At 70.1% G+C, this 18,391-nt stretch carries 14 protein-coding genes; 9 read left to right on the top strand and 5 right to left on the bottom strand.

Features of this window, described 5'->3' with window-relative positions:
- Positions 1–183 precede the first annotated feature (183 nt).
- Positions 184–3,294 (top strand): DNA translocase FtsK, encoded by a 3,111-nt coding sequence (locus ABEA67_RS01250; protein ID WP_345459672.1) that lies wholly within the window; start codon positions 184–186, stop codon positions 3,292–3,294.
- Between the two features lie 232 nt (positions 3,295–3,526).
- The gene (locus tag ABEA67_RS01245) at positions 3,527–6,091 is read left to right on the top strand and encodes a fasciclin domain-containing protein (protein ID WP_345459670.1); all 2,565 of its coding nucleotides are present in this window, start codon (positions 3,527–3,529) and stop codon (positions 6,089–6,091) included.
- Positions 6,092–6,218: 127 nt separating this feature from the next.
- Here ABEA67_RS01245 and ABEA67_RS01240 read toward each other — a convergent pair whose 3' ends face one another.
- Entirely contained in the window at positions 6,219–7,064 is an 846-nt protein-coding gene (locus ABEA67_RS01240; protein ID WP_345459668.1) for a metallophosphoesterase family protein, read from the bottom strand.
- A 313-nt stretch (positions 7,065–7,377) separates the two neighbouring features.
- Between ABEA67_RS01240 and cysK the strand changes: the two genes are divergently transcribed.
- Complete coding sequence (gene cysK / locus ABEA67_RS01235) at positions 7,378–8,346, top strand: cysteine synthase A (RefSeq protein WP_345459665.1); 969 nt, start codon at positions 7,378–7,380, stop codon at positions 8,344–8,346.
- Between the two features lie 139 nt (positions 8,347–8,485).
- Here cysK and ABEA67_RS01230 read toward each other — a convergent pair whose 3' ends face one another.
- Positions 8,486–9,286 carry a DUF937 domain-containing protein gene (locus ABEA67_RS01230; RefSeq protein WP_345459662.1) on the bottom strand — a complete coding sequence of 267 codons (801 nt, stop codon included), beginning with the start codon at positions 9,284–9,286 and terminating at the stop codon, positions 8,486–8,488.
- 217 nt (positions 9,287–9,503) lie between these two features.
- Between ABEA67_RS01230 and ABEA67_RS01225 the strand changes: the two genes are divergently transcribed.
- Positions 9,504–9,812, top strand: a complete 309-nt coding sequence (locus ABEA67_RS01225) for a hypothetical protein (RefSeq protein WP_345459660.1) — start codon at positions 9,504–9,506, stop codon at positions 9,810–9,812.
- 6 nt (positions 9,813–9,818) lie between these two features.
- Here ABEA67_RS01225 and ABEA67_RS01220 read toward each other — a convergent pair whose 3' ends face one another.
- Complete coding sequence (locus tag ABEA67_RS01220) at positions 9,819–11,132, bottom strand: polysaccharide deacetylase family protein (protein WP_345459657.1); 1,314 nt, start codon at positions 11,130–11,132, stop codon at positions 9,819–9,821.
- A gap of 74 nt (positions 11,133–11,206) precedes the next feature.
- Between ABEA67_RS01220 and ABEA67_RS01215 the strand changes: the two genes are divergently transcribed.
- The 3 genes from ABEA67_RS01215 to ABEA67_RS01205 all read left to right on the top strand — a co-directional run bounded on the left by ABEA67_RS01215 (position 11,207) and on the right by ABEA67_RS01205 (position 13,657).
- Positions 11,207–11,605, top strand: a complete 399-nt coding sequence (locus tag ABEA67_RS01215; RefSeq protein WP_345459654.1) for a hypothetical protein — start codon at positions 11,207–11,209, stop codon at positions 11,603–11,605.
- 10 nt (positions 11,606–11,615) lie between these two features.
- On the top strand, positions 11,616–12,221 hold the full coding sequence (locus ABEA67_RS01210) for a DNA-3-methyladenine glycosylase (protein WP_345459652.1): 606 nt from the start codon (positions 11,616–11,618) through the stop codon (positions 12,219–12,221).
- 320 nt (positions 12,222–12,541) lie between these two features.
- Positions 12,542–13,657 carry a DNA glycosylase AlkZ-like family protein gene (locus ABEA67_RS01205; RefSeq protein ID WP_345459647.1) on the top strand — a complete coding sequence of 372 codons (1,116 nt, stop codon included), beginning with the start codon at positions 12,542–12,544 and terminating at the stop codon, positions 13,655–13,657.
- A 10-nt stretch (positions 13,658–13,667) separates the two neighbouring features.
- On the opposite strand, the gene ABEA67_RS01200 is transcribed toward ABEA67_RS01205, so the two are convergent.
- Positions 13,668–14,672: a phosphotransferase family protein gene (locus ABEA67_RS01200; RefSeq protein WP_345459644.1), complete on the bottom strand. Its 1,005-nt coding sequence runs from the start codon at positions 14,670–14,672 to the stop codon at positions 13,668–13,670.
- Positions 14,669–14,959 (bottom strand): hypothetical protein, encoded by a 291-nt coding sequence (locus ABEA67_RS01195; RefSeq protein WP_345459641.1) that lies wholly within the window; start codon positions 14,957–14,959, stop codon positions 14,669–14,671. Before ABEA67_RS01195 ends, ABEA67_RS01200 begins: the two co-directional genes overlap by 4 nt.
- 94 nt (positions 14,960–15,053) lie before the next feature.
- On the opposite strand from ABEA67_RS01195, the gene glmM reads away from it, so the two are divergent.
- Both glmM and ABEA67_RS01185 read left to right on the top strand, forming a co-directional pair.
- The gene (gene glmM, locus ABEA67_RS01190; protein WP_345459638.1) at positions 15,054–16,388 is read left to right on the top strand and encodes a phosphoglucosamine mutase; all 1,335 of its coding nucleotides are present in this window, start codon (positions 15,054–15,056) and stop codon (positions 16,386–16,388) included.
- A gap of 486 nt (positions 16,389–16,874) precedes the next feature.
- On the top strand, positions 16,875–18,350 hold the full coding sequence (locus ABEA67_RS01185; RefSeq protein WP_345459635.1) for an Ig-like domain-containing protein: 1,476 nt from the start codon (positions 16,875–16,877) through the stop codon (positions 18,348–18,350).
- Positions 18,351–18,391 lie beyond the last annotated feature (41 nt).

Raw genomic sequence — 18,391 nt, 5'->3', positions numbered from 1 at the left:
GCCCTCACTCTAGGGCGGGGCGCAGAAAGGTTGCCGCGCCTTTCTAGGCCGAACAGAGTGAGAAACCGTGATGAAGGCGGCGCGCAGAGGGGCCGGGAGAGGCGGAGGCAACTTCCCAGAAAACCGCGCTGGGCGCGGAGCAACCGGACCAGCAGGGACGGCGGTTCAGGTACACTGGGCGGCATGGCGAAGGCTCGTGCAAAGGTAGCTCCACCCGTGAACCGCTTCGATGGGGAGGCGCTGGGGCTGGTGCTGTTCGCGCTGGGCATCTTCCTGGCGGTGACCCTGACCCTGCCGCAGTTCACGGAGGGCGGCTTTATGGCGCAGGCGCGCGCGGCGCTGATCGGCTGGCTGGGCTGGGCCGCGTACCTGCTGCCGGTCCTGCCGGTCGCGTACGGCGTGCTGGTGTTTCTGGGCCGCGATCTGGCCGGGCTGACCCGGCGGGTGCTGGGCGGCGTGGTCGTGGTGGCGTCGCTGCTGGCGCTGCACGAGGTCTTCGTGCCGGGGGCGGCGGGCGAGGGGGCCGCGCGGGCGATGGCCCCGCTGACGGCGGCCCTGAGCTACGCGGCGGCGCTGCTGCCCCTCGTGACCCTCACGCTGGGGCTGGAAATCATGCTGCGCTACCCGGCCTTCACGCTGCTCAAGGCCCTGTTCCGGGGCCTGAGCGTGCTGCTGGGCGGGGCCACCTCCCAGGTGCAGGGGGCCATCGAGGCGCGGCAGGACGGGCGTGATTCGGCCCGGGCGCGGCAGCCGCTGCGCCAGGGCCTCGCGGCGCATACCCGCGACCTGGAGCAGCTTCGCAGGCTCTACCCCGACGCCCGCGAGCTGAAGGTGCAGCAGGAGGAACTCCGCGGGGCCGGGCGCGAGCTGCGCGGCCTGGACGAGACGGGCCTGAAGCATCTGGAGCGCGACCTGGCCGCCTGGCGCGAGGCCACCGCCACCTTCACCAGCCACGCGGCCCGCGACCTGCGCGACCAGGTGGCCGCCGAGGCCGCGGGTGCGGGCGCGAACGCCGAGGCCGTGGCGAACGAGGTCCGTGCCGGACGTCACGAGCTGCGGGTGGAACTGGCCAGCACGCTGGCGAGCGCCGCGCTGGAGCGGCTGCGCCGCGGCATGGTCACCGACCTGCAACGCCTGGCCGCGCGGGCGGGCAAGCTGGAACGCGAACGCCAGGCCGCCGAAAAGGCCCTCGCCAAACCCGACGCGGGCGTGCTGGCCCGCGAACTCCCCGCCCACCGCGAGCGCGAAAAGGCCTGGCGCGACCTGGCCGAGGACTTCACGAGCTGGCGGGGCCGCGAGCAGCACTATCCCGGCTGGCCCGATCTCGCCGCCGCCTTCGACCGCGCCCCGACCGAGCTGGCCGCCGCGCTGGCCGAGGCCCTCGCCGCCGACCCGGACGGCACCCTGAGCGCCCAGGAAGAGTGGCGCGCCCGCCTGGAACGCGCGCAGAAGGAGGCGCTGGAACGTGCCCAGGCGATGGCCGTCCAGTCCCCGGCCATGCCCTCAGGCGAGGAAGCGGTCCCCGCCCTCGACTTCGACTTCACCGCCAGTTCTGACCTGCCGGAAGCGGGCACCGCGGAGGAAGCCCGGCACGCGGAGGCCTCTCCCCTCCCCTCTGTCCCCCCTGCCCCGGCCACGGTCCTCACCGCGGTCGCGCCGACTCCCGAGCCGCTGCTGGGCACGGGCGGGGTGCAGGCCAGCGCGCCCAGCCGTCCGGCCACCCAGACCAGCACGGCCCAGGCCACCCTGAAGACGCAGGACGAGGACGACCACGCTGCCGACCAGGCCGCCCCCTGGGAAAGCGCCCAGCCGGAGCGCCGCCGCCCCACCCAGGGTGCGGTGGACCTCGCGCTGCCGGGCTATGACCTGCTGGACCCGGTTCCGGCGGCGGCCATGAATACCGCGCAGCTCGACGTGGCGGCGCGGCAGCGGGCGGCGGTGATCGACCAGACGCTGCGGCATTTCAACCTCCAGGCGAAGGTGGTGGATTTCGCGCGGGGGCCGACCGTGACCCGCTACGAGATCGAACCCGCGCCCGGCGAGAAGATCAGCCGCATCGCCAGCCTCAGCAATGACCTGGCCCGCGCCCTGGCCGTGGGCGGCGTGCGTGTGGAGGCCCCAGTGCCCGGCAAGAGCGTGATCGGCCTGGAGGTGCCCAACGCCGAGCGCGAGCCGGTCACGTTCCACCAGGCGGCGGCGGCCCCCTCCTTTCGGAACACGCGCGCCCGGCTGCCGATCATCCTGGGCAAGAGCATCGACGGCGAGCTGATGGTGGGCGACCTCGCCAAGATGCCGCACCTGCTGATCGCGGGCAGCACGGGGTCGGGCAAGTCGGTCTGCGTGAACACGCTGATCACCAGCCTGCTGTACCGCTACCTGCCCACGGAGCTGCGCTTCCTGATGGTGGACCCCAAGATGGTGGAACTCACGCCCTACGACGGCATTCCGCATCTGGTGCGCCCGGTCGTGACCAACCCGATGGACGCGGCGGGCGTGCTGCTGGGCGCGGTGGCCCACATGGAGCGCCGCTACAAAATGATGTCCCAGGTCGGCGCGAAGAACCTGGAGCAGTTCAACGCCAAGATGCGCCAGGTGGGCGAGCCGGAACTCCCGCACCTCGTCATCATCATCGACGAGTTGGCGGACCTGATGATCACCTCGCCCAAGGAGGTTGAGTCGGCGATCATGCGCCTGGCGCAGATGGCCCGCGCGACCGGGATGCACCTCGTCCTCGCCACCCAGCGGCCCAGCGTGGACATCCTCACCTCTTTGATCAAGGTGAACGTGCCCGCGCGCATCGCCTTTGCGGTCAGCTCCAGCCACGACTCTCGCACCATTCTGGACAGCGTGGGGGCCGAGCGCCTGACCGGCATGGGCGACATGCTGTTCTATCAGCCGGGCCTGATCAAGCCGCTGCGCCTCCAGGGGCCTTACATCTCCGAGGTCGAGTCGGCGCGCATCACCGACGAGCTGCGGCGGCAGGTGTTCGACGACGCCTTCGGGGAAGCCTACGGCACCGACTTCGACGGCATGGTGGAGGCGAGCGGCCCCAGCCTCGACAAGGGCAACATGGACTTCAGCGACCCCCACCTGCGTCAGGCCGCGCTGATCTGCATCGAGGAGGGCCAGGGCAGCGTGTCGCGGCTCCAGCGCCGCCTCTCGGTCGGCCACGCGCGGGCGGGCAAGCTGATGGACATGCTGGAGGCGATGGGCATCGTCTCCAAGCACCAGGGCAGCAAGCCGCGCGAGGTGCTGATCACGGAAGCCGACCTGCCGGAATACTTCGGCCGGTAGGGCCAGCTTCCAGAGACACTGACTTCCAGCCCGGCGGCCCCCGCAAGGTGGCTCGCCGCTGCTCTTTTGGCGGTACGGCCGTCACCTCCTCTCCAATGAGCCTTCTATGAGCCGAAACCCAAGTCGAATCGGGGGATTGTTTAGGTCTTCTGTCCGAATCGCGGCGCAGGTTGCTTTCCGGGAAGCCTTGGTAGAGATTGGGAAGCGGACAGTTCAACCCAGAGGTGATTTCATGAAGAAGCAGACCAGCTTGATCACGCTCAGCCTGATGCTCGCCACGCCCGCTCTTGCTGGCGGCGCGGGTGCGCCCGCTCCCCGCGCGACGACCCCGGCCACCTGCCGCAGCATCGCGCAGATCGTCATGACCGACCCGCAGTTCAGCACGCTGCGGACTGCCGTGGAGGCCGCGGGCCTGACCCAGGCCCTGATGGGCGGGCAGTACACCCTGTTTGCCCCGACCAACGCGGCCTTTGCCAAGTTGCCCAGCGACACGCTGGCCCAGGTGCTCAACGACCCGGACATGCTGGGCAGCGTGCTGCTCTACCACGTGGTTCCCGGCAAGGTCACCGCCCGTCAGGTGATGGGCGTGAAGAACATCAAGACCTCGCAGGGCGCGAACCTGGCCGTCCGCATGAACGGCAGCCGCGTGATGGTGGGCAGTGCCAACGTGACGCGCGCCGACATCACCGCCTGCAACGGCGTGATCCACGTGATCGACGCGGTTCTGGTGCCCCCCGCCATGATGGCGACGGCCCCCATGCCGATGACCCCTGCCCCGGCCCCCACGGCGACCACCCCGGCTCCGGCGGCTCCTGCTCCGGCGGCCCCCACCGCGCCCATGGGCACCGACATCAGCCGGATTCCCGCCCTTCCGCTCAGCGGCGCGACGGTCAGCGGCAGCACGGTGGGCACCACCATTACGGGGACCACCACGACCGGTACGACGATGACCACCGGAACCGCGGCGACCAGCACCACGACAACGGGCACCGCGACGACGGCCACTACGACCACCGATACCACCACTGGGACGGCCACGGACACGGCGACCGCTACCACCGACACCACGGCCCAGGCCACGACGACGGTTCAGGAAAACACGCTGTACGACGTGATCGTGGCGGACGACCGCTTCAGCACCTTCCGCGACCTGCTGAGCGACGCGGGCTTGACCGAGACGCTGACTGACGGCGATTACACCATCTTCGCACCCACCAACGAGGCCTTTGACGCGCTGCCCGAAGGCACCCTGGCGACGCTGGAAGCCAACCCCGAGCTGCTACGGCAGGTGCTGTCCTACCACATCGTGCAGGGCCGCGTCAGCGCGGGCCAGCTTGCGAGCGGCACGTCCCTCAACGCTATGGCGGGCGGTGCCCTTCCCACCAGCATGAACGGCAACATGCAGATGATCGGCACGGCTGGCGTGACGGGAACGGTCACCACGGCCAGCAACGGCACCATCTACGTCATCAACCAGGTGCTGATGCCCCCCGGCCTGACTCTGCCCGCAGCCACGACGGAGACCTCCACCAGCACGACCCCGGCAGATACCAGTACGGCGGCGACGGGCACCGCTACCACCACGACGACAACCACGGCTACGGTGACCACTGCCACGCCCGCAACCACCACCCCCGCTACGGGCACGGCGACGGCAACGACCACCACGACGCCTCCCGTGACGGGCAGCACTTCGACCAGCGGCACCACCTCGGCCAACAACACCACGCTGGCCACGCTGATTGCCAGCGACCCGCGCTTTACCACGCTGGCCCAACTGGTCCGTCAGGCTGGACTGGCCGATACCCTCGCCAGTGGTGAATACACCATCTTTGCCCCCACCAACGAGGCCTTCAACAAGGTGGCCCCGGCGGATCTGGCGGCCCTGAGTGCCGACCCCGCCCGCCTGCGGCAGGTCCTCCTGTACCACGTGGTCCAGGGACGTATCACGGGCACGGCGCTCGCAGGCAGCCCGCAACTGACCAGCGTGCAGGGCGGTGCCCTGACGCTGACCCGCAGCAACAACCCCGAGCGCACCATGATCGGCAACGCGATCATCACCGGTGGTTCGAGCATCGATACGGGCAACGGCACGCTGTACGTGATTGACACTGTGCTGATGCCGGCTGGCATGACCTCGTCCAGCACGGCGGCTCCGGCCACCACGGCGGCAACGACGACCACGACGCCCGCAGCGGGAACGAGCACCACGACGACAACCCCCGCGACGGGAACGGCTGCTACCGGTACCACGACGACCACTCCTGCGACGGGCACTGCGACGACCGGCACGACCACCACAACCGGGACGGCGGCAATGACTACCACGACGCCTCCCGTGACGGGCAGCACTTCGACCAGCGGCACCACTTCGGCCAACAACACCACGTTGGCCACGCTGATCGCCAGCGACCCGCGCTTCACCACCCTGGCCCAACTGGTCCGTCAGGCCGGGCTGGCCGACACCCTTGCCAGCGGTGAGTACACCATCTTTGCCCCGACCAACGAGGCCTTCAACAAGGTGGCCCCGGCGGATCTGACGGCCCTGAGCGCCGACCCAGCCCGCCTGCGCCAGGTCCTGCTGTACCACGTGGTTCAGGGGCGTATCACGGGAACCGCGCTGGCGAGCAGCCCGCAACTGACCAGTGTGCAGGGTGGTGCCCTCGCGCTGACGCGCACCAACAACCCCGAGCGCAACATGATCGGCAACGCGATCATCACCGGTGGTTCGAGCATCGATACGGGCAACGGCACGCTGTACGTGATTGACACCGTGCTGATGCCCCCCGCCCGCTAAGCCTCCCTTTCGCCAGAGACCGTCCGCCCCTTGCGGGCGGTTTTCTGATCTATGGGGAAGCGAGAGTGGTGCTCCGTTCGGCTCAGGAAGGTTGTCGAACGGAGCACTGCCCTCATCATTCGCCGGCTCAGCCGCGCGGCAGCAGATGTTCGCGCTGGAAGGCCGCCCAGGTGTCGGCGTTGCGGGGATGGGCGTTCGCCTCGGTCCACATCCAGTAAGGCGTGTAGAGGCTGCGGGCGCTGCGAATCTCGTCGCGGAAGATCTCGGCGCTCAGGCCGGTGTCCAGCAGACCGCTGCTCTCAAAACGGCTCAGGACGCCCGAGCGGTCATAGGGGACGGCGCGGAACTCAGGCACCCACCCGACGGGCGTGGCCGTCAGCAGGAGGTACTGCGCACGGGGGTCCCCATTGGCGGGCGCGCCGACGGCCCCGGTGTTCAGCACCAGCACGCCGCCGCGGGTCGCCTGCGCCGGACGGTGGATGTGCGAGCCGACCAGCACGCCCGCGCCGCCCGCCAGTTCCGCCACCCGTGCGGGGTCGGTGCGTTCGCTGAGGCTCTCGCGGTAGTGGGCAGGCGTGCCGTGCGCGACCAGCACGTCGGGCAGGCCCGGCTCGCTCAGCGTGAGGGTCATGGGCCAGTCCTGCGGCACGTGCAGCAGCCCCGCTCGGCCCAACTGCGCCGCACTCCAGTCGGTCGCGCCCCAGAAGGGATCGGTGAACCAGTCCCCCGGCAGGGTGTCGCTGCGTGCGTGCCACAGCCGCACCAGATCGTCGTGGTTGCCCAGGGTAAAGGTCACGTCGCCGCGCGCCAGCAGCAGCTCCAGCGCCTCCACCGAATCCGGCCCCCGGTTCACCACGTCACCGTTCACGATGATGCGGTCCACCCCCTGCGCGTCCACGTCGGCCAGCACGGCCCCCAGGGCGTCAGCATTTCCGTGGATGTCGGCGATCAGGGCCAGGCGCACGGGGCGCATTCTAGGGGAGCAGGCAGCTTTCATACCAAATTGCGTTGATTCGCAAGAATCAACCGAGCGGACTTGCAAAGCTGCGCAGCAGAGCGAGCAGCAAAAAATACCGGCTGGCGGCGATGGACCATGAGCGGGTCAGCCTACAGGGTTCCCAGCAAGAAAGGCGAGGGGCCGCCCCTGAGCCTCCGGCCCCTGGAGAACATCTGGTGCTTTCCCGGATGTTCTGGAATCAGAGCAAGTCGGTATCAGCCATCAGCGATCAGGGAAATGGACGGCTGAACGCTGACCGCTGACGGCTGCCCGCTCTATGCTTCTTCCCATGATTGACGCGCTGGTAGGAAACACGCCGCTCGTGCAGCTCCGAAGGGTGGTTACGCCGGAGATGGCGGACGTGTTCGTGAAGCTGGAGGGCCAGAATCCCGGCGGCAGCATCAAGGACCGCACCGCCCTGGGGCTGGTCGAGGACGCCGAGCGCCGGGGGCTTCTGAAGCCCGGCGGCACCATCGTGGAGCCGACCAGCGGCAACACCGGCATCGGGCTGGCGCAGGTGGCGGCGGCCCGCGGCTACCGCCTGATTCTGTGCATGCCCGCCCAGATGAGCGAGGAACGCAAACGCACCCTGACCGCCTACGGGGCCGAGCTGGTCCTGACCGACCCGGAGCGCCGGATGCTGGCCGCCATCGAGGAAGCCGAGCGTATCGCGCGGGAAGAAGGCGCGGTGATGCTGGGGCAGTTCAGCAACCCGGCCAACCCCGCCGCCCACGAGCGCACCACCGGCCCCGAACTGTGGGCGCAGATGGACGGGCGCATCGACGCCTTCGTGTACGGAACCGGGACGGGCGGCACTATCAGCGGGGTGGGCCGTTACCTCAAGCGGCAGGACCCGGACATCCGGGTGATCGCGGTGGAACCCGCCCGCAGCAACGTCCTCTCGGGCGGCGAACGCGGCGAACACGGCTTTCAGGGCATGGGGCCGGGCTTCATCCCCGACAACCTCGACCGCAGCGTGATCGACGAGGTGATCCCCGTCTGGGAGGAGGACGCCTACCCCCTGGCCCGCCGCCTGGCCCGCGAGGAAGGCATCTTCGTGGGCATGAGCAGCGGGGCGATGGTCTGGGCCGCCCTGGAAGTCGCCCGCCGCCTGGGGCCGGGTCGGCGCGTGGTGACCATCGCGGTGGATACGGGCGCGCGTTACCTGACGACCAGTCTGTATGACGACCAGCAGACCGGCACCCCGCCGGGCTACCGGCCCTACTCGCGCGAGAAGCTGGAGGCCGCACAGAAATAGGGCGGTGCTTTGTTATGTCGTTGTATGTCCTGGGCGGCAACTTCACTGAGCACCGCCCCAAGCCAGAGGGCCGCACCGATTTTGCCGGGCGGCCCTTTCTCCCGTTCTGACCGCTGACGGCTGAACGCTGACCGCTCCCCTACCTGCGCCGCCCCCCGAACATCCCAATCAGGTCGTTGAGGGCATTCCCGTCGCCGTCGCGGTCGAGGGCGCTGTTCAGCGTGCCGATCATGCCACCCAGATTGCCGCCCATCTGCCCTGTTCCGGCGTGGCCCGGCTGACCGACCGGGTTCTGCACTTCCGCATTCTGGGAATACTCATTCTGGGGATAGCCGGGCAGGACCGAGCCGCCGCCCAGCACACCGCCCTGGGTGGGCATCTGCTGGGGCTGGGGGGTCTGGGGCTGGCTGCCCCCGAACATGCCGGCCAGGCCGCCCCCACCCAGCAGGCCGCCGAGGACGCTGCCGATGTCGATGCCGCCCATGCCCCCGGTCTGGCTGCCCGTCTGGCTCCCGGCCTGCCCACCCCAGGTTCCGCCTCCCTGACGGCGGCGACTGAGGTAGCCCAGCACCAGCGGCGCGACCATCGCCAGAAGCTGCATGGCGAGCTGCGGGTCGATCCCCGCGCGGCGGCTGACCGCATTGGCGGCGGCCTGCTGCTGCCCCCCGAACACGTGGCCCAGAATCTGCTGCCCTTCCTGCATGTTGGGCACCTGGCCCTGGCCGAAGAGGTCGAGCGCCTGCCCGTCGTGCCCGTCGAGCGCTCCCGCGAGGGCCTGCGCGCCCTGCGGCTCCTGGGCGTTGCGCGTCATCGCGCCGAGCAACAGCGGCACGGCGGCTTCCAGCGCGGCCTCCGTCTGCTGGGGCGAGGTGCCGAGCTGGCTGCTGACCGTCTGCTGGGCCTGACCCATCCCGCCGAGCATGTTGAAGATGTCCATCATGTGAGGTTCCTCCTGGGGTGCAAGGTAAGTGCTGTCCACCGTGCAGCGTACTGCCCAGCCACCTTCCAAAGGACAGCCCGCGTTGAGGCTTCGCTGACGTTTCAGGCGGCTGGCTGGGGAAGGGTGGCTGGGGACCGTAAGCTGAGCTATGCACGAGGAGCGGCCTGCTGGCTTGGAAGGCGACCCGCGGGTGCGGAAGGGGCGGCGGAGGGTGTTCATGGAGGGCTGGGGCCTGCTCTGGAGCCTCACCGTCCTGTGCCTGGGAGGATTCCTGTTCCTGCTGGCAGATGGTTCTTTGGAGCGGGGGGCCACCCTGCTGGGTGCCGTGCTGGCAGGTTGGGGCCTCTGGTGCGGCTGGCGCGGACAGGACCGCCGGGCCAACCTGTGGGCCAGCGCCGGGTTGCTGCTGATGCTGCTGGGCCGCAATCTTCAGGCCTGGTTGCTGGGGCAACCGCTCCGGCTCCTGCCGCTGCTGCTGGCTGTGTGGTATCTGTGGTCCGCCTGGCAACCGCTCAGGCGGCGCTGACCCGTCTCACCACAGGGTCTGCACCCGCACGCCGAAGCTCAGGCGGTCCAGGCGGGAAGTCAGGGAGGCGGAGTGCGCCCCCAGTCGGACGGTACCGCCCCCGTACCAGCCCCGGTCGTAGCCCAGCAGCACGCGCACGGGACGGCCCTCGCCGGGCAACAGGGGAAGCGCGTACTGGGCCTCGCCCCGCAGCGTGCCCCCCGTGAGGGGCCGGGCCGGGGCCAGGGTGTATTCGGCCCTGAGCCGCAGGTAGTTCAGCGGAATCAGTTCGGCTCCCACCGCAGGCGCGCCCTCCAGATAGCGGCCCCAGACCTCCCCGTACCCGCCGAGCGCCACGGACACCCCCGCCACTGGGCCGCGCGTGCCGTAGCCCACGGCCAGCGTGACCGGGGCGAGGTTATAGGCCAGGGTCGCGCCGCTGTACGTCTCGCGGCCCCGCAGGAAGTTCAGCCCCAGCATCAGGTCACGCTGGCGCACCAGCAGGCGCGTATCGCGCACGCCCTCCTGCCAGACGAACCCCAGCGCCCCCGACCCGACCAGTTCAAAGGCGGCGGGATTCCACAGCGGTGGGGCGGCCGACTCGGCGTCGGGCGAACCCAGCAGCACGTTGCCCCCCAGCCCCAGCAGGACCGGCACCCGCAGGTCGAGGCCCGCCCCCGCCCGCAGCGGCAGCAGCCAGTCGTCCCACGGGGAGGCCAGCGGGCCGGGCAGCGCATACTGTTCGCCCCGCACACCAAAGGCCCCCCCCGCGCCACAGGCAAAAGTGTGCCGGGCGACCCGCCGCACCCGCGCGTCTTGCAGGTAAAAGGGGTAGGCCACGCACCCCGGCACGTCCGCGTCGTGCGGGGCCAGCTCCCAGGCGAGGCGGTGGGGGGCCAGGTCGATCAGGGCCGCGTGCGTGCGCGTGTGCGAGCCGACCTCCCACCCGGCGGCGCGCAGCTCGTTCAGTTCCGCCTGCGTCATGTGGCCGGGCTGCCCGATCAGGTCCAGGATCGGGTAGACGGTGGCCCGCACCCCCAGCTCGCGCAGCACCGGAAAGGCCACCCGGTAGACGCTCTCGAAGCCGTCGTCGAAGCGGAAGGAGGCGGTCTTGACGTGGCGCGGATACGTCAGTACCTCGCTGCTGGTCACGAAGACATACCCCCGCGCCCGCAGCTCCAGCACCCGCCGCCGCAGGGTGTCGGCCTGCACCCCCAGCGTCACCCCGCCCTGGCCGCCGATCTGGTGATAGACCAGGGTCAGGTTCCCCGCCCGCGCCGGGAAAGGCAGGGTCAGGACCAGCAGGGACAGCAGGGTCAGAACGAGGGACAGCAGACGCACAGGTGAGAAGTATAAAAGTTCCTTCAGGTGACGGGGTGTGAACCCGCAGCCGCCCGCAAGCCATAAGCTGAGGCATGAGCGAACAGGGAGCCTTTGGCCTGGATGGCGATCCACAGGTGCGGGGGGCGCGGCGAAGCAGGTGGGGATGGGGCAGTGTCTGGACGCTGCTGGGCCTGGGCGTCGTGGCCCTCAGCCTGCTATTCCTGCTGGACCGAACCCCCACGCCTCCCATCTGGCCCGCCGTGGTGCTGGACCTCCTGGCTGTGGCCGTGGCTGGCCTGGGCGTCCTGCGAGACTGGCAGGGCCGCGAGGCACAGGCAACCTCGCTGGTGGTCCGGGGCATGGGTCTGCTGGTTATGGCAAACAACATTGGCCCGGTGTTGCGGGAGGGTTCGGTGCTGTGGCTACCTCTGCTCCTGCTGGCAGGCGCGGGTGCGCTCGTTTCCCTGCTGAGTTTCCGGCAGCGGCGCTAATCTCTGCCCCATGCCCTCACCCCTCTCCCCCGCCTTCTTTGCCCGCGACCCGGTGCGCGTGGCCCGCAAGGTGCTGGGCGGCACGCTGGTGCGCACGCTGCCGGGCGGCGAGGTGCTCTCGGGCCGGGTGGTGGAGGTCGAGGCCTACGACTGCCCGCGCGACCCTGCCTGCACCGCCGGACGCTTTCACGCCGCCCGCAGCGCCGAGATGGCGATTGCGCCGGGCCACTGGCTGTTCTGGATGGCCCACGGCCACCCGCTCCTCCAGGTGGCCTGCCGCGAGGAGGGCGTGTCGGCCAGCGTCCTGATCCGGGCACTGGAGCCGCTGACGGGCCTGGGCACCATGCTCACGCACCGCCCCGTGACCCGCGAACGCGACCTCACCAGCGGCCCCGCCAAGCTCGTCTACGCCCTGGGCCTGAATCCGGCGGAGGTGGCACATACACGGGTGGACAGCCCCGCGCTGCATCTGCTTCCACCCGCCGCGCCCGTGCCCGACGAGGCCGTGCTCATCACCGCCCGCGTCGGCATCAAGGAAGGCCGCAACCTGCCCTGGCGCTTTCTGCTGCGCGGCAGTCCCTGGGTGTCGCCGGGGGTGCCGAGCATGGAGCTTTAGAGAGCTTTCAGCACTCAGCCTTCAGCCATCAGCCCAGGAGGGGGCTGGATGGGGGTTCCGGAGGCCTCGGGAGTCAGGCGAAGGAGCAGAGTGCTACGGGATGAAGTTGATTCGTTGACATCAAGATGGATGGCCTGCCCCCTCTCCCCTTGCGAGTGACTCGTAGAGCTGCCCAGCAGAGGGCTGGGGAGAGGGGGCGACGGGGCAGCTTGCACGCCTCACAGATGCAGAGGACTCATTTTCATTCCGCATGAGGGACGAAAAGCCGCTGCTGACCGCTGATCGCTGAAAGCTGACCGCCCCCACGCTACCCTCCCCCCATGCCCGACCACCCCGCGCCCCTCACCCCCGCTGCCCTGCGCGCCTTTGCCTTCCGGACGCTGGAACGGCGGCCCTCGCTTCAGGAGGCGCTGGACAGCCTGGGCTTCGTGCAGGCCGACCCGATCCGTGCCCCGGCGCGGGCGCAGGACCTCACGCTGATGGGGCGGGTGCGCGGCTACCGGGCGGGCGACCTCGAACGGCTCTATCCCACGCTGAATGCCGAGGAGGACATGCTGCCGAACTACGGCTTCGTGACGCGGCCGGTGCAGGCGCTGCTGCATCCGCGCGAACCCGGCGAGACGCGGGTGGAGCGGGAACATCCGGGCCTGCTGGCCGAGGTACGCGCCCTGGTGGAGGCGGGGCCGGAGGTTCACCCGCGTGAAGTGGCGGCGGCGGTGGGGCGGGGCCGGGTGGTGAATGCCTGGGGAGGGCAGTCGGCGGCCACGACCCGCGCACTGGACGCCCTGCACCGCCGGGGCGAGGTTCGGGTGACGCGGCGGGTGGGCGGCGTGCGGCTGTATGGCCCAGCCCCGCATCTGGCCGCCCTGCGGGCCGCGCCGCTCCCCACCCCGGAGCGGGTGCGCGGCGCGGTGCATCTGCTGGCTTCCCTCTACGGCCCCCTCCCGGAAGCTAGCCTGGGCTACCTCGTCGGCCTCTCGCGCTTCGGGCTGCCGCACCTGCACGCCGAGTTGCGCGGGGCGTACCGGGCGGCGCTGCGGGAGGAATTGACGGGCGCGCGGGTGGACGGCGTGCGCTACGTGTGGCCGGCCGAGTGGGACGCGGACGCCCTCCCCACCGTGCGCGGCGTGCGGATGGTCGGCCCCTTCGACCCGCTGGTCTGGGACCGCCGCCGCTTCGCCCACCTGCACGGCTGGACCTACCGCTTCGAGGCCTACACCCCCGCCGCGAAACGGCAGTTCGGCTACTACGCCCTGCCCGTCTTTCAGGCCGAGCGCGCGGTGGGCTGGGCCAACATGAAGGTGGAGGGCGGCGAGTTGGGTGCAGACGTGCAGTTCGTGCCGGGGGTGCGCCAGACGGCAGCACTGAAGAAAGGGGTGGAGACGGAATTGGAACGCTACCGGAGGTTCCTGGGCCTGGACAGGGCAAGCCCTTAACACCTAATCCCTAATCCCTCACGCCTTCCTTCCACGCCCCGGCCACCCGCTGCAGCGCCGCCCGCACGGCGCTGCCGGCCTCCCGCCGGGCCTGCCGGGCGGTGGTCAGCAGGTTGAGGGCCAGGCCCGCGCGTTCCTCGGCAGCAAGCTGCGCGGGCGTGAGGGGATGGCCGTGCGCGGCGAGTTCCGCCCGGTACGCTTCCCGCAGGCCGGGGCCGAGGCGGGCGCGGTCAGGGGCGTCCAGACGGACAGACAGCAGGTGGGCGAGGTCCTCTCCCAGGGGAGCGGCGTGGGCCTGGCCGTAGTCAATCAGGATGGGCGGGCCGCCCCCGACCGGCCACAGCACCTGCCCCGCGTGAATATCCCCGTGCGCCAGCGTCACGCCCCGCGTCTCCTCCAGCAGCGCGGGCAGCGCGTGGGCGGCCTCACGCACGGCCTGCCCGTCGTCGGAGGTCCAGCCCGGCGCGGCGGCCGTCCGGTGGGCGCGGCGAACGGCCTGCGCCGCGTCCCAGCCCCACTCGCCCACCAGTTCGGGGCGACCGTGCCAGAACGCGTGGTGCCGGGCGAGCAGGCGCGCGACCTCCAGCAGGGCAGCTTCCCGCTCCGCGTCCGCCCCGAAGGCCCCCCACCCCGTCGTCTCGTCCGTCAGGTCGCGGGTCACGAGGTGTGCGCGGAAGTGGCGGCGGTCAGGGGGGCCGGGGTCGAGGGCGGCGTGCAGCAGCGGCGCGTGGGGCACCGGCGAGAGCGGCGCGAGGTCCCGCAGATAGGCGGCCTCGCGGGCCAGGCGGCGGAAGGCGCGTTCGTCCCGCCAGCCCGCCGGGAGGTACTTCAGAAAGAGGGGGCCGTGGGGCGTCGCGTAGCGGGCAAAGGCGGCCCCCTCCCCCACCCAGGCCTCCACGCGACGACGGGGGCCGGGAAAGGCGGCGCGCAGCTCCCGCGGCCAGAGGTGGGAAGAGAGGGCAGGCCCCCGCCCGCGCAGTGCGTCCCAGCCGTCCGCGAAGCGGAACAGGCTCAAGCGAGCAGCGAAACCAGACCGGCCAGCGAGCCGCCCACCAGGGCCGCGCCCGCCACGAACGCCCCCAGGCAGCCCAGCCCGCGCCGCTGGGACACCTGCCGGTAATGCCCCCCGCGCCCGTAGTGCCCGCGCTGGCCGCTGCTGTGGCTGTGCCCCATCACGCCGCCGAGGAACCCGCCCCGGTGCCCACTGCTGTGGCTGTGGCCCCGGTAGCCGGAACGCCCACGCCCGCGCCGGTGGCTGTGACTGTGACCGAACGAGAAGGAACCGCCGGAAAATCCGCTCATGCCTGTTGTTACGCGGGTCACGCGCCGCGGGTTCCCGGTCCCCAAAACATGAGCAACATGCACACCTGACTCACGCGGGTATGATGGCCGCATCATGAGCGAACGGAAGTATTTCGGGACCGACGGCGTGCGCGCGGTGGCGGGCGAGTTTCCGCTGACCGCCGGGTGGGTGCTGAACCTCGGGGCGGCGGCAGGCGAGGTCCTGAAAAGGCAGAGCGAGCGGCCCAGCGTGGTGATCGGCAAGGACACCCGCCAGAGCGGCGACATGCTGGAGGCGGCCCTGGCGGCGGGCCTGACCAGCCGGGGCGTGACCGTGATTCACGTGGGCGTGCTGCCCACCCCCGGCGTCAGTTACCTCACCCGGCACCTGGGGGCAGGCGCGGGCGTGGTGATCAGCGCCTCGCATAACCCCTATCAGGACAACGGCATCAAGTTCTTCGGGGCAGACGGCCAGAAGCTCAGCGACGCGACCGAACTGGAGATCGAGGCCGCGATCGACGAGGTGCCGCACTTCACCCCGGTGACGGGCGTGGACCTGGGGTCGGTGACCAACTACACGGAAGCCGAGCGGCTGTACATCAACTTCCTGCTGGGGCACGCGCCGGACCTGACCGGGCTGAAGGTGGCGCTGGACTGTGCGAACGGTGCGGCGTACCGGGTCGGCCCCAAGGTCTTCCAGGCGGCGGGCACGGACGTGTTCGCGGTCTACACCACGCCCGACGGGCGCAACATCAACCGGGGCTGCGGCAGTACGCACCTGGAGCACCTCCAGCGCATCGTGCGTGAGGGCGACTACGACCTGGGCGTGGCCTTTGACGGCGACGCCGACCGCGCGCTGTTCGTGGACTCGCGCGGCAACGTGGTGCAGGGCGACCACATGCTGCTGCTGAACGCCCGCGCCCGCCAGGACCGCGCGGTGGTGACGACCATCATGGCGAACATGGCCCTGGAGGTGAAGCTGCGCGAGGCGGGCATCCCGCTGGAACGCACCGCTGTAGGTGACCGCTACGTGCATGAGCGCCTGCACCAGCAGGGCCTGACCCTGGGCGGCGAGCAGAGCGGCCACGTGCTGTTCCTCGACGTGGCTCCCACCGGCGACGGCGTGCTGACCGCGCTGCTGACCCTGGGCGCGATGAAGCAGCTCGGCACCACCCTGGACGCCCTGCACGACGAACTGGTGATGTTCCCGCAGACCCTGGTGAACGTGCGCGTGGGCGACAAGAAGGCCATTGCCCAGGACGAGGCGGTACAGGCCGCCGTGCGTCAGGCCGAGGTGCGCCTGAACGGCCGCGGCCGCGTCAACCTGCGCCCCAGCGGCACCGAGAACCTCATCCGCGTGATGGTCGAGGGTCCCGACGAGGCCGAGATTCACGAGGTGGCCGCGCAACTGGCCGCAGTGGTGGAGGAACGGGGCAAGGTCGGGGCCTGAACAGAGGGCGCGGCACGCGACTACAGCATGACAGGCGGCGGGGAGCGGGGTCAGGTGAAACGGCCTCCCCGCCTTTTTCGTACCCCCTCGCCTCCCGAAGCCGCAGCAGCGCCAGCCTTACACCCCGGCCCTCCCGTTCAGCCAGGAGGCCGACACCCAGCTCCCGGGCTGTCTAGACAGTCATCCGGAGGGCCGCCATAGTACCAGAAGTATTGTGCTTTCCCCACAGTATCTGAAAACAGGCTGGCAGACACCGTCCCTCACCAGCCACTCTTTATAAATGTGAAAAATCTTATAGGCTTGGAGTGAAATATCGTACGTATTTCTCGCCTTTTTAGAGACGGCTTCAAGCAGGGCTTAAGGAGTTCTTAGATAACTCATAGAAAACTTATGCTTCAGGAAGGCCTTCATTTTATCTTCACTTCATAGCCACAACGCAGGTTCCCTGTGCAGGAGCGGGGTTTCTCGGTGCCCTCAAGGAGACATATGCAGAATGTGAAAAAAGCCCTCGGCCTCACCCTCGCCCTGACGCTCGGCCTGGTGGCCTGCGGTACCACTTCGCCCAGCAGCAGCACGACGCCCAGTGGTGGCGGCAGCAGCGCCAGCATTCCGCTGGCCCCCACCGACACCACGGCGACGAGCGCCTACCGCTATGACGGGTACAACCTCAGCCTGGCGGTGGGCGAGAGTGTCAGCGGCACCTACGTCGCCGGGGCCACCTGGACCAGCACGAACGCGGCGGTGGCGCGCGTGACGGCGACGAGCACCGGCCGCTTCACGGTGACGGGCGTGTCGGCGGGCACCGCCTACGTGCGCGCCCGCACCAGCAGCAGCAGCTACGCCGAGATGAAGGTCACCGTGACCGGCGGCGCGACCTCTGTCGTCACGGGCGTGACGCTGAGCAGCAGCAGCCTCAGCCTGACCGCCGGGGCCAGCCAGAGCGTGACCGCCAGCGTGCAGGGCACCGGCAGCGTCAACCAGGCCGTGACCTGGAGCAGCAGCAACAGCGGGGTCGCCACGGTGGACGGCGCGGGCCGCGTGACCGCCGTCGCCGCGGGCACGGCCACCATCACGGCCACCAGCGTGCAGGACACCAGCAAGAAGGCCAGCCTGACCGTGACCGTCACCAGCCCGGCCCCCACCCCAACGCCCACGCCCACCCCGACGCCCACGCCTACGCCCACGCCTACGCCGACCCCCGGCGGCGACACCTTCAACATCACGGTGATCTTCCCGACCGACAGCAAGCTGACCGAGGGACAGAAGGCCGCCTTCACCAGCGCGGCGAACCGCTGGTCGCAGGCCATCGCCGCGGGCCTGCCCGACGTGCCGAACGTGCGGATTTCCACGGGCGAGACGATCACGGTGGATGACGTGGCGATTGTCGCCAGCGGGGCCGATATCGACGGGGCCGGAAACGTGCTGGGGCAGGCTGGCCCCCGTCAGGTGCGCGGCGGCACCACCCTGCCGCTGTGGGGCGAGATGCAGTTCGACACGGCGGACCTGGCGAGCATGGAGGCGAACGGTACCCTTCAGGGCGTGATCTTGCACGAGATGGGCCACGTGCTGGGCATCGGCACGCTGTGGAACAAGTTCCTGAACGCCGACGCCTCGCCCTGCACCAGCGCCACCAAGGTGCAGTACGGCGGCACCAACGGCCTGCGCGAGTACCGGAACCTGGGCGGCCAGGCGGCGGGCGTACCTGTCGAGGACCAGTACGGCACAGGCACCAAGTGCGGCCACTGGAAGGAATCGGTGTTCCAGACCGAGCTGATGACCGGCTTTGCCAGCCGCAGCGGCATGCCCATGAGCAAGATCACGCTGGGCGCGCTGGCCGATCTGGGTTACACCGTCAACTACGCCGCCGCCGACACCTACACCATTCCCAACGTGGCCGCGCAGTCGCTGGGCATGGAAATCAAGGAGCGCCTGATCACGCCCGACGGCATCATCAACCCCTGAGCGGGAGCCGCCTCTTTCACAGCCATACAGCAACAGGGAGC

Origin of the sequence: Deinococcus carri, from assembly GCF_039545055.1 — a bacterium.
In the GTDB taxonomy this organism is placed as follows: Bacteria; Deinococcota; Deinococci; order Deinococcales; family Deinococcaceae; genus Deinococcus; species Deinococcus carri.
The sequence above is the reverse complement of the archived record's forward strand: the minus strand, read 5'-3'. Positions and strand labels throughout refer to the sequence as shown.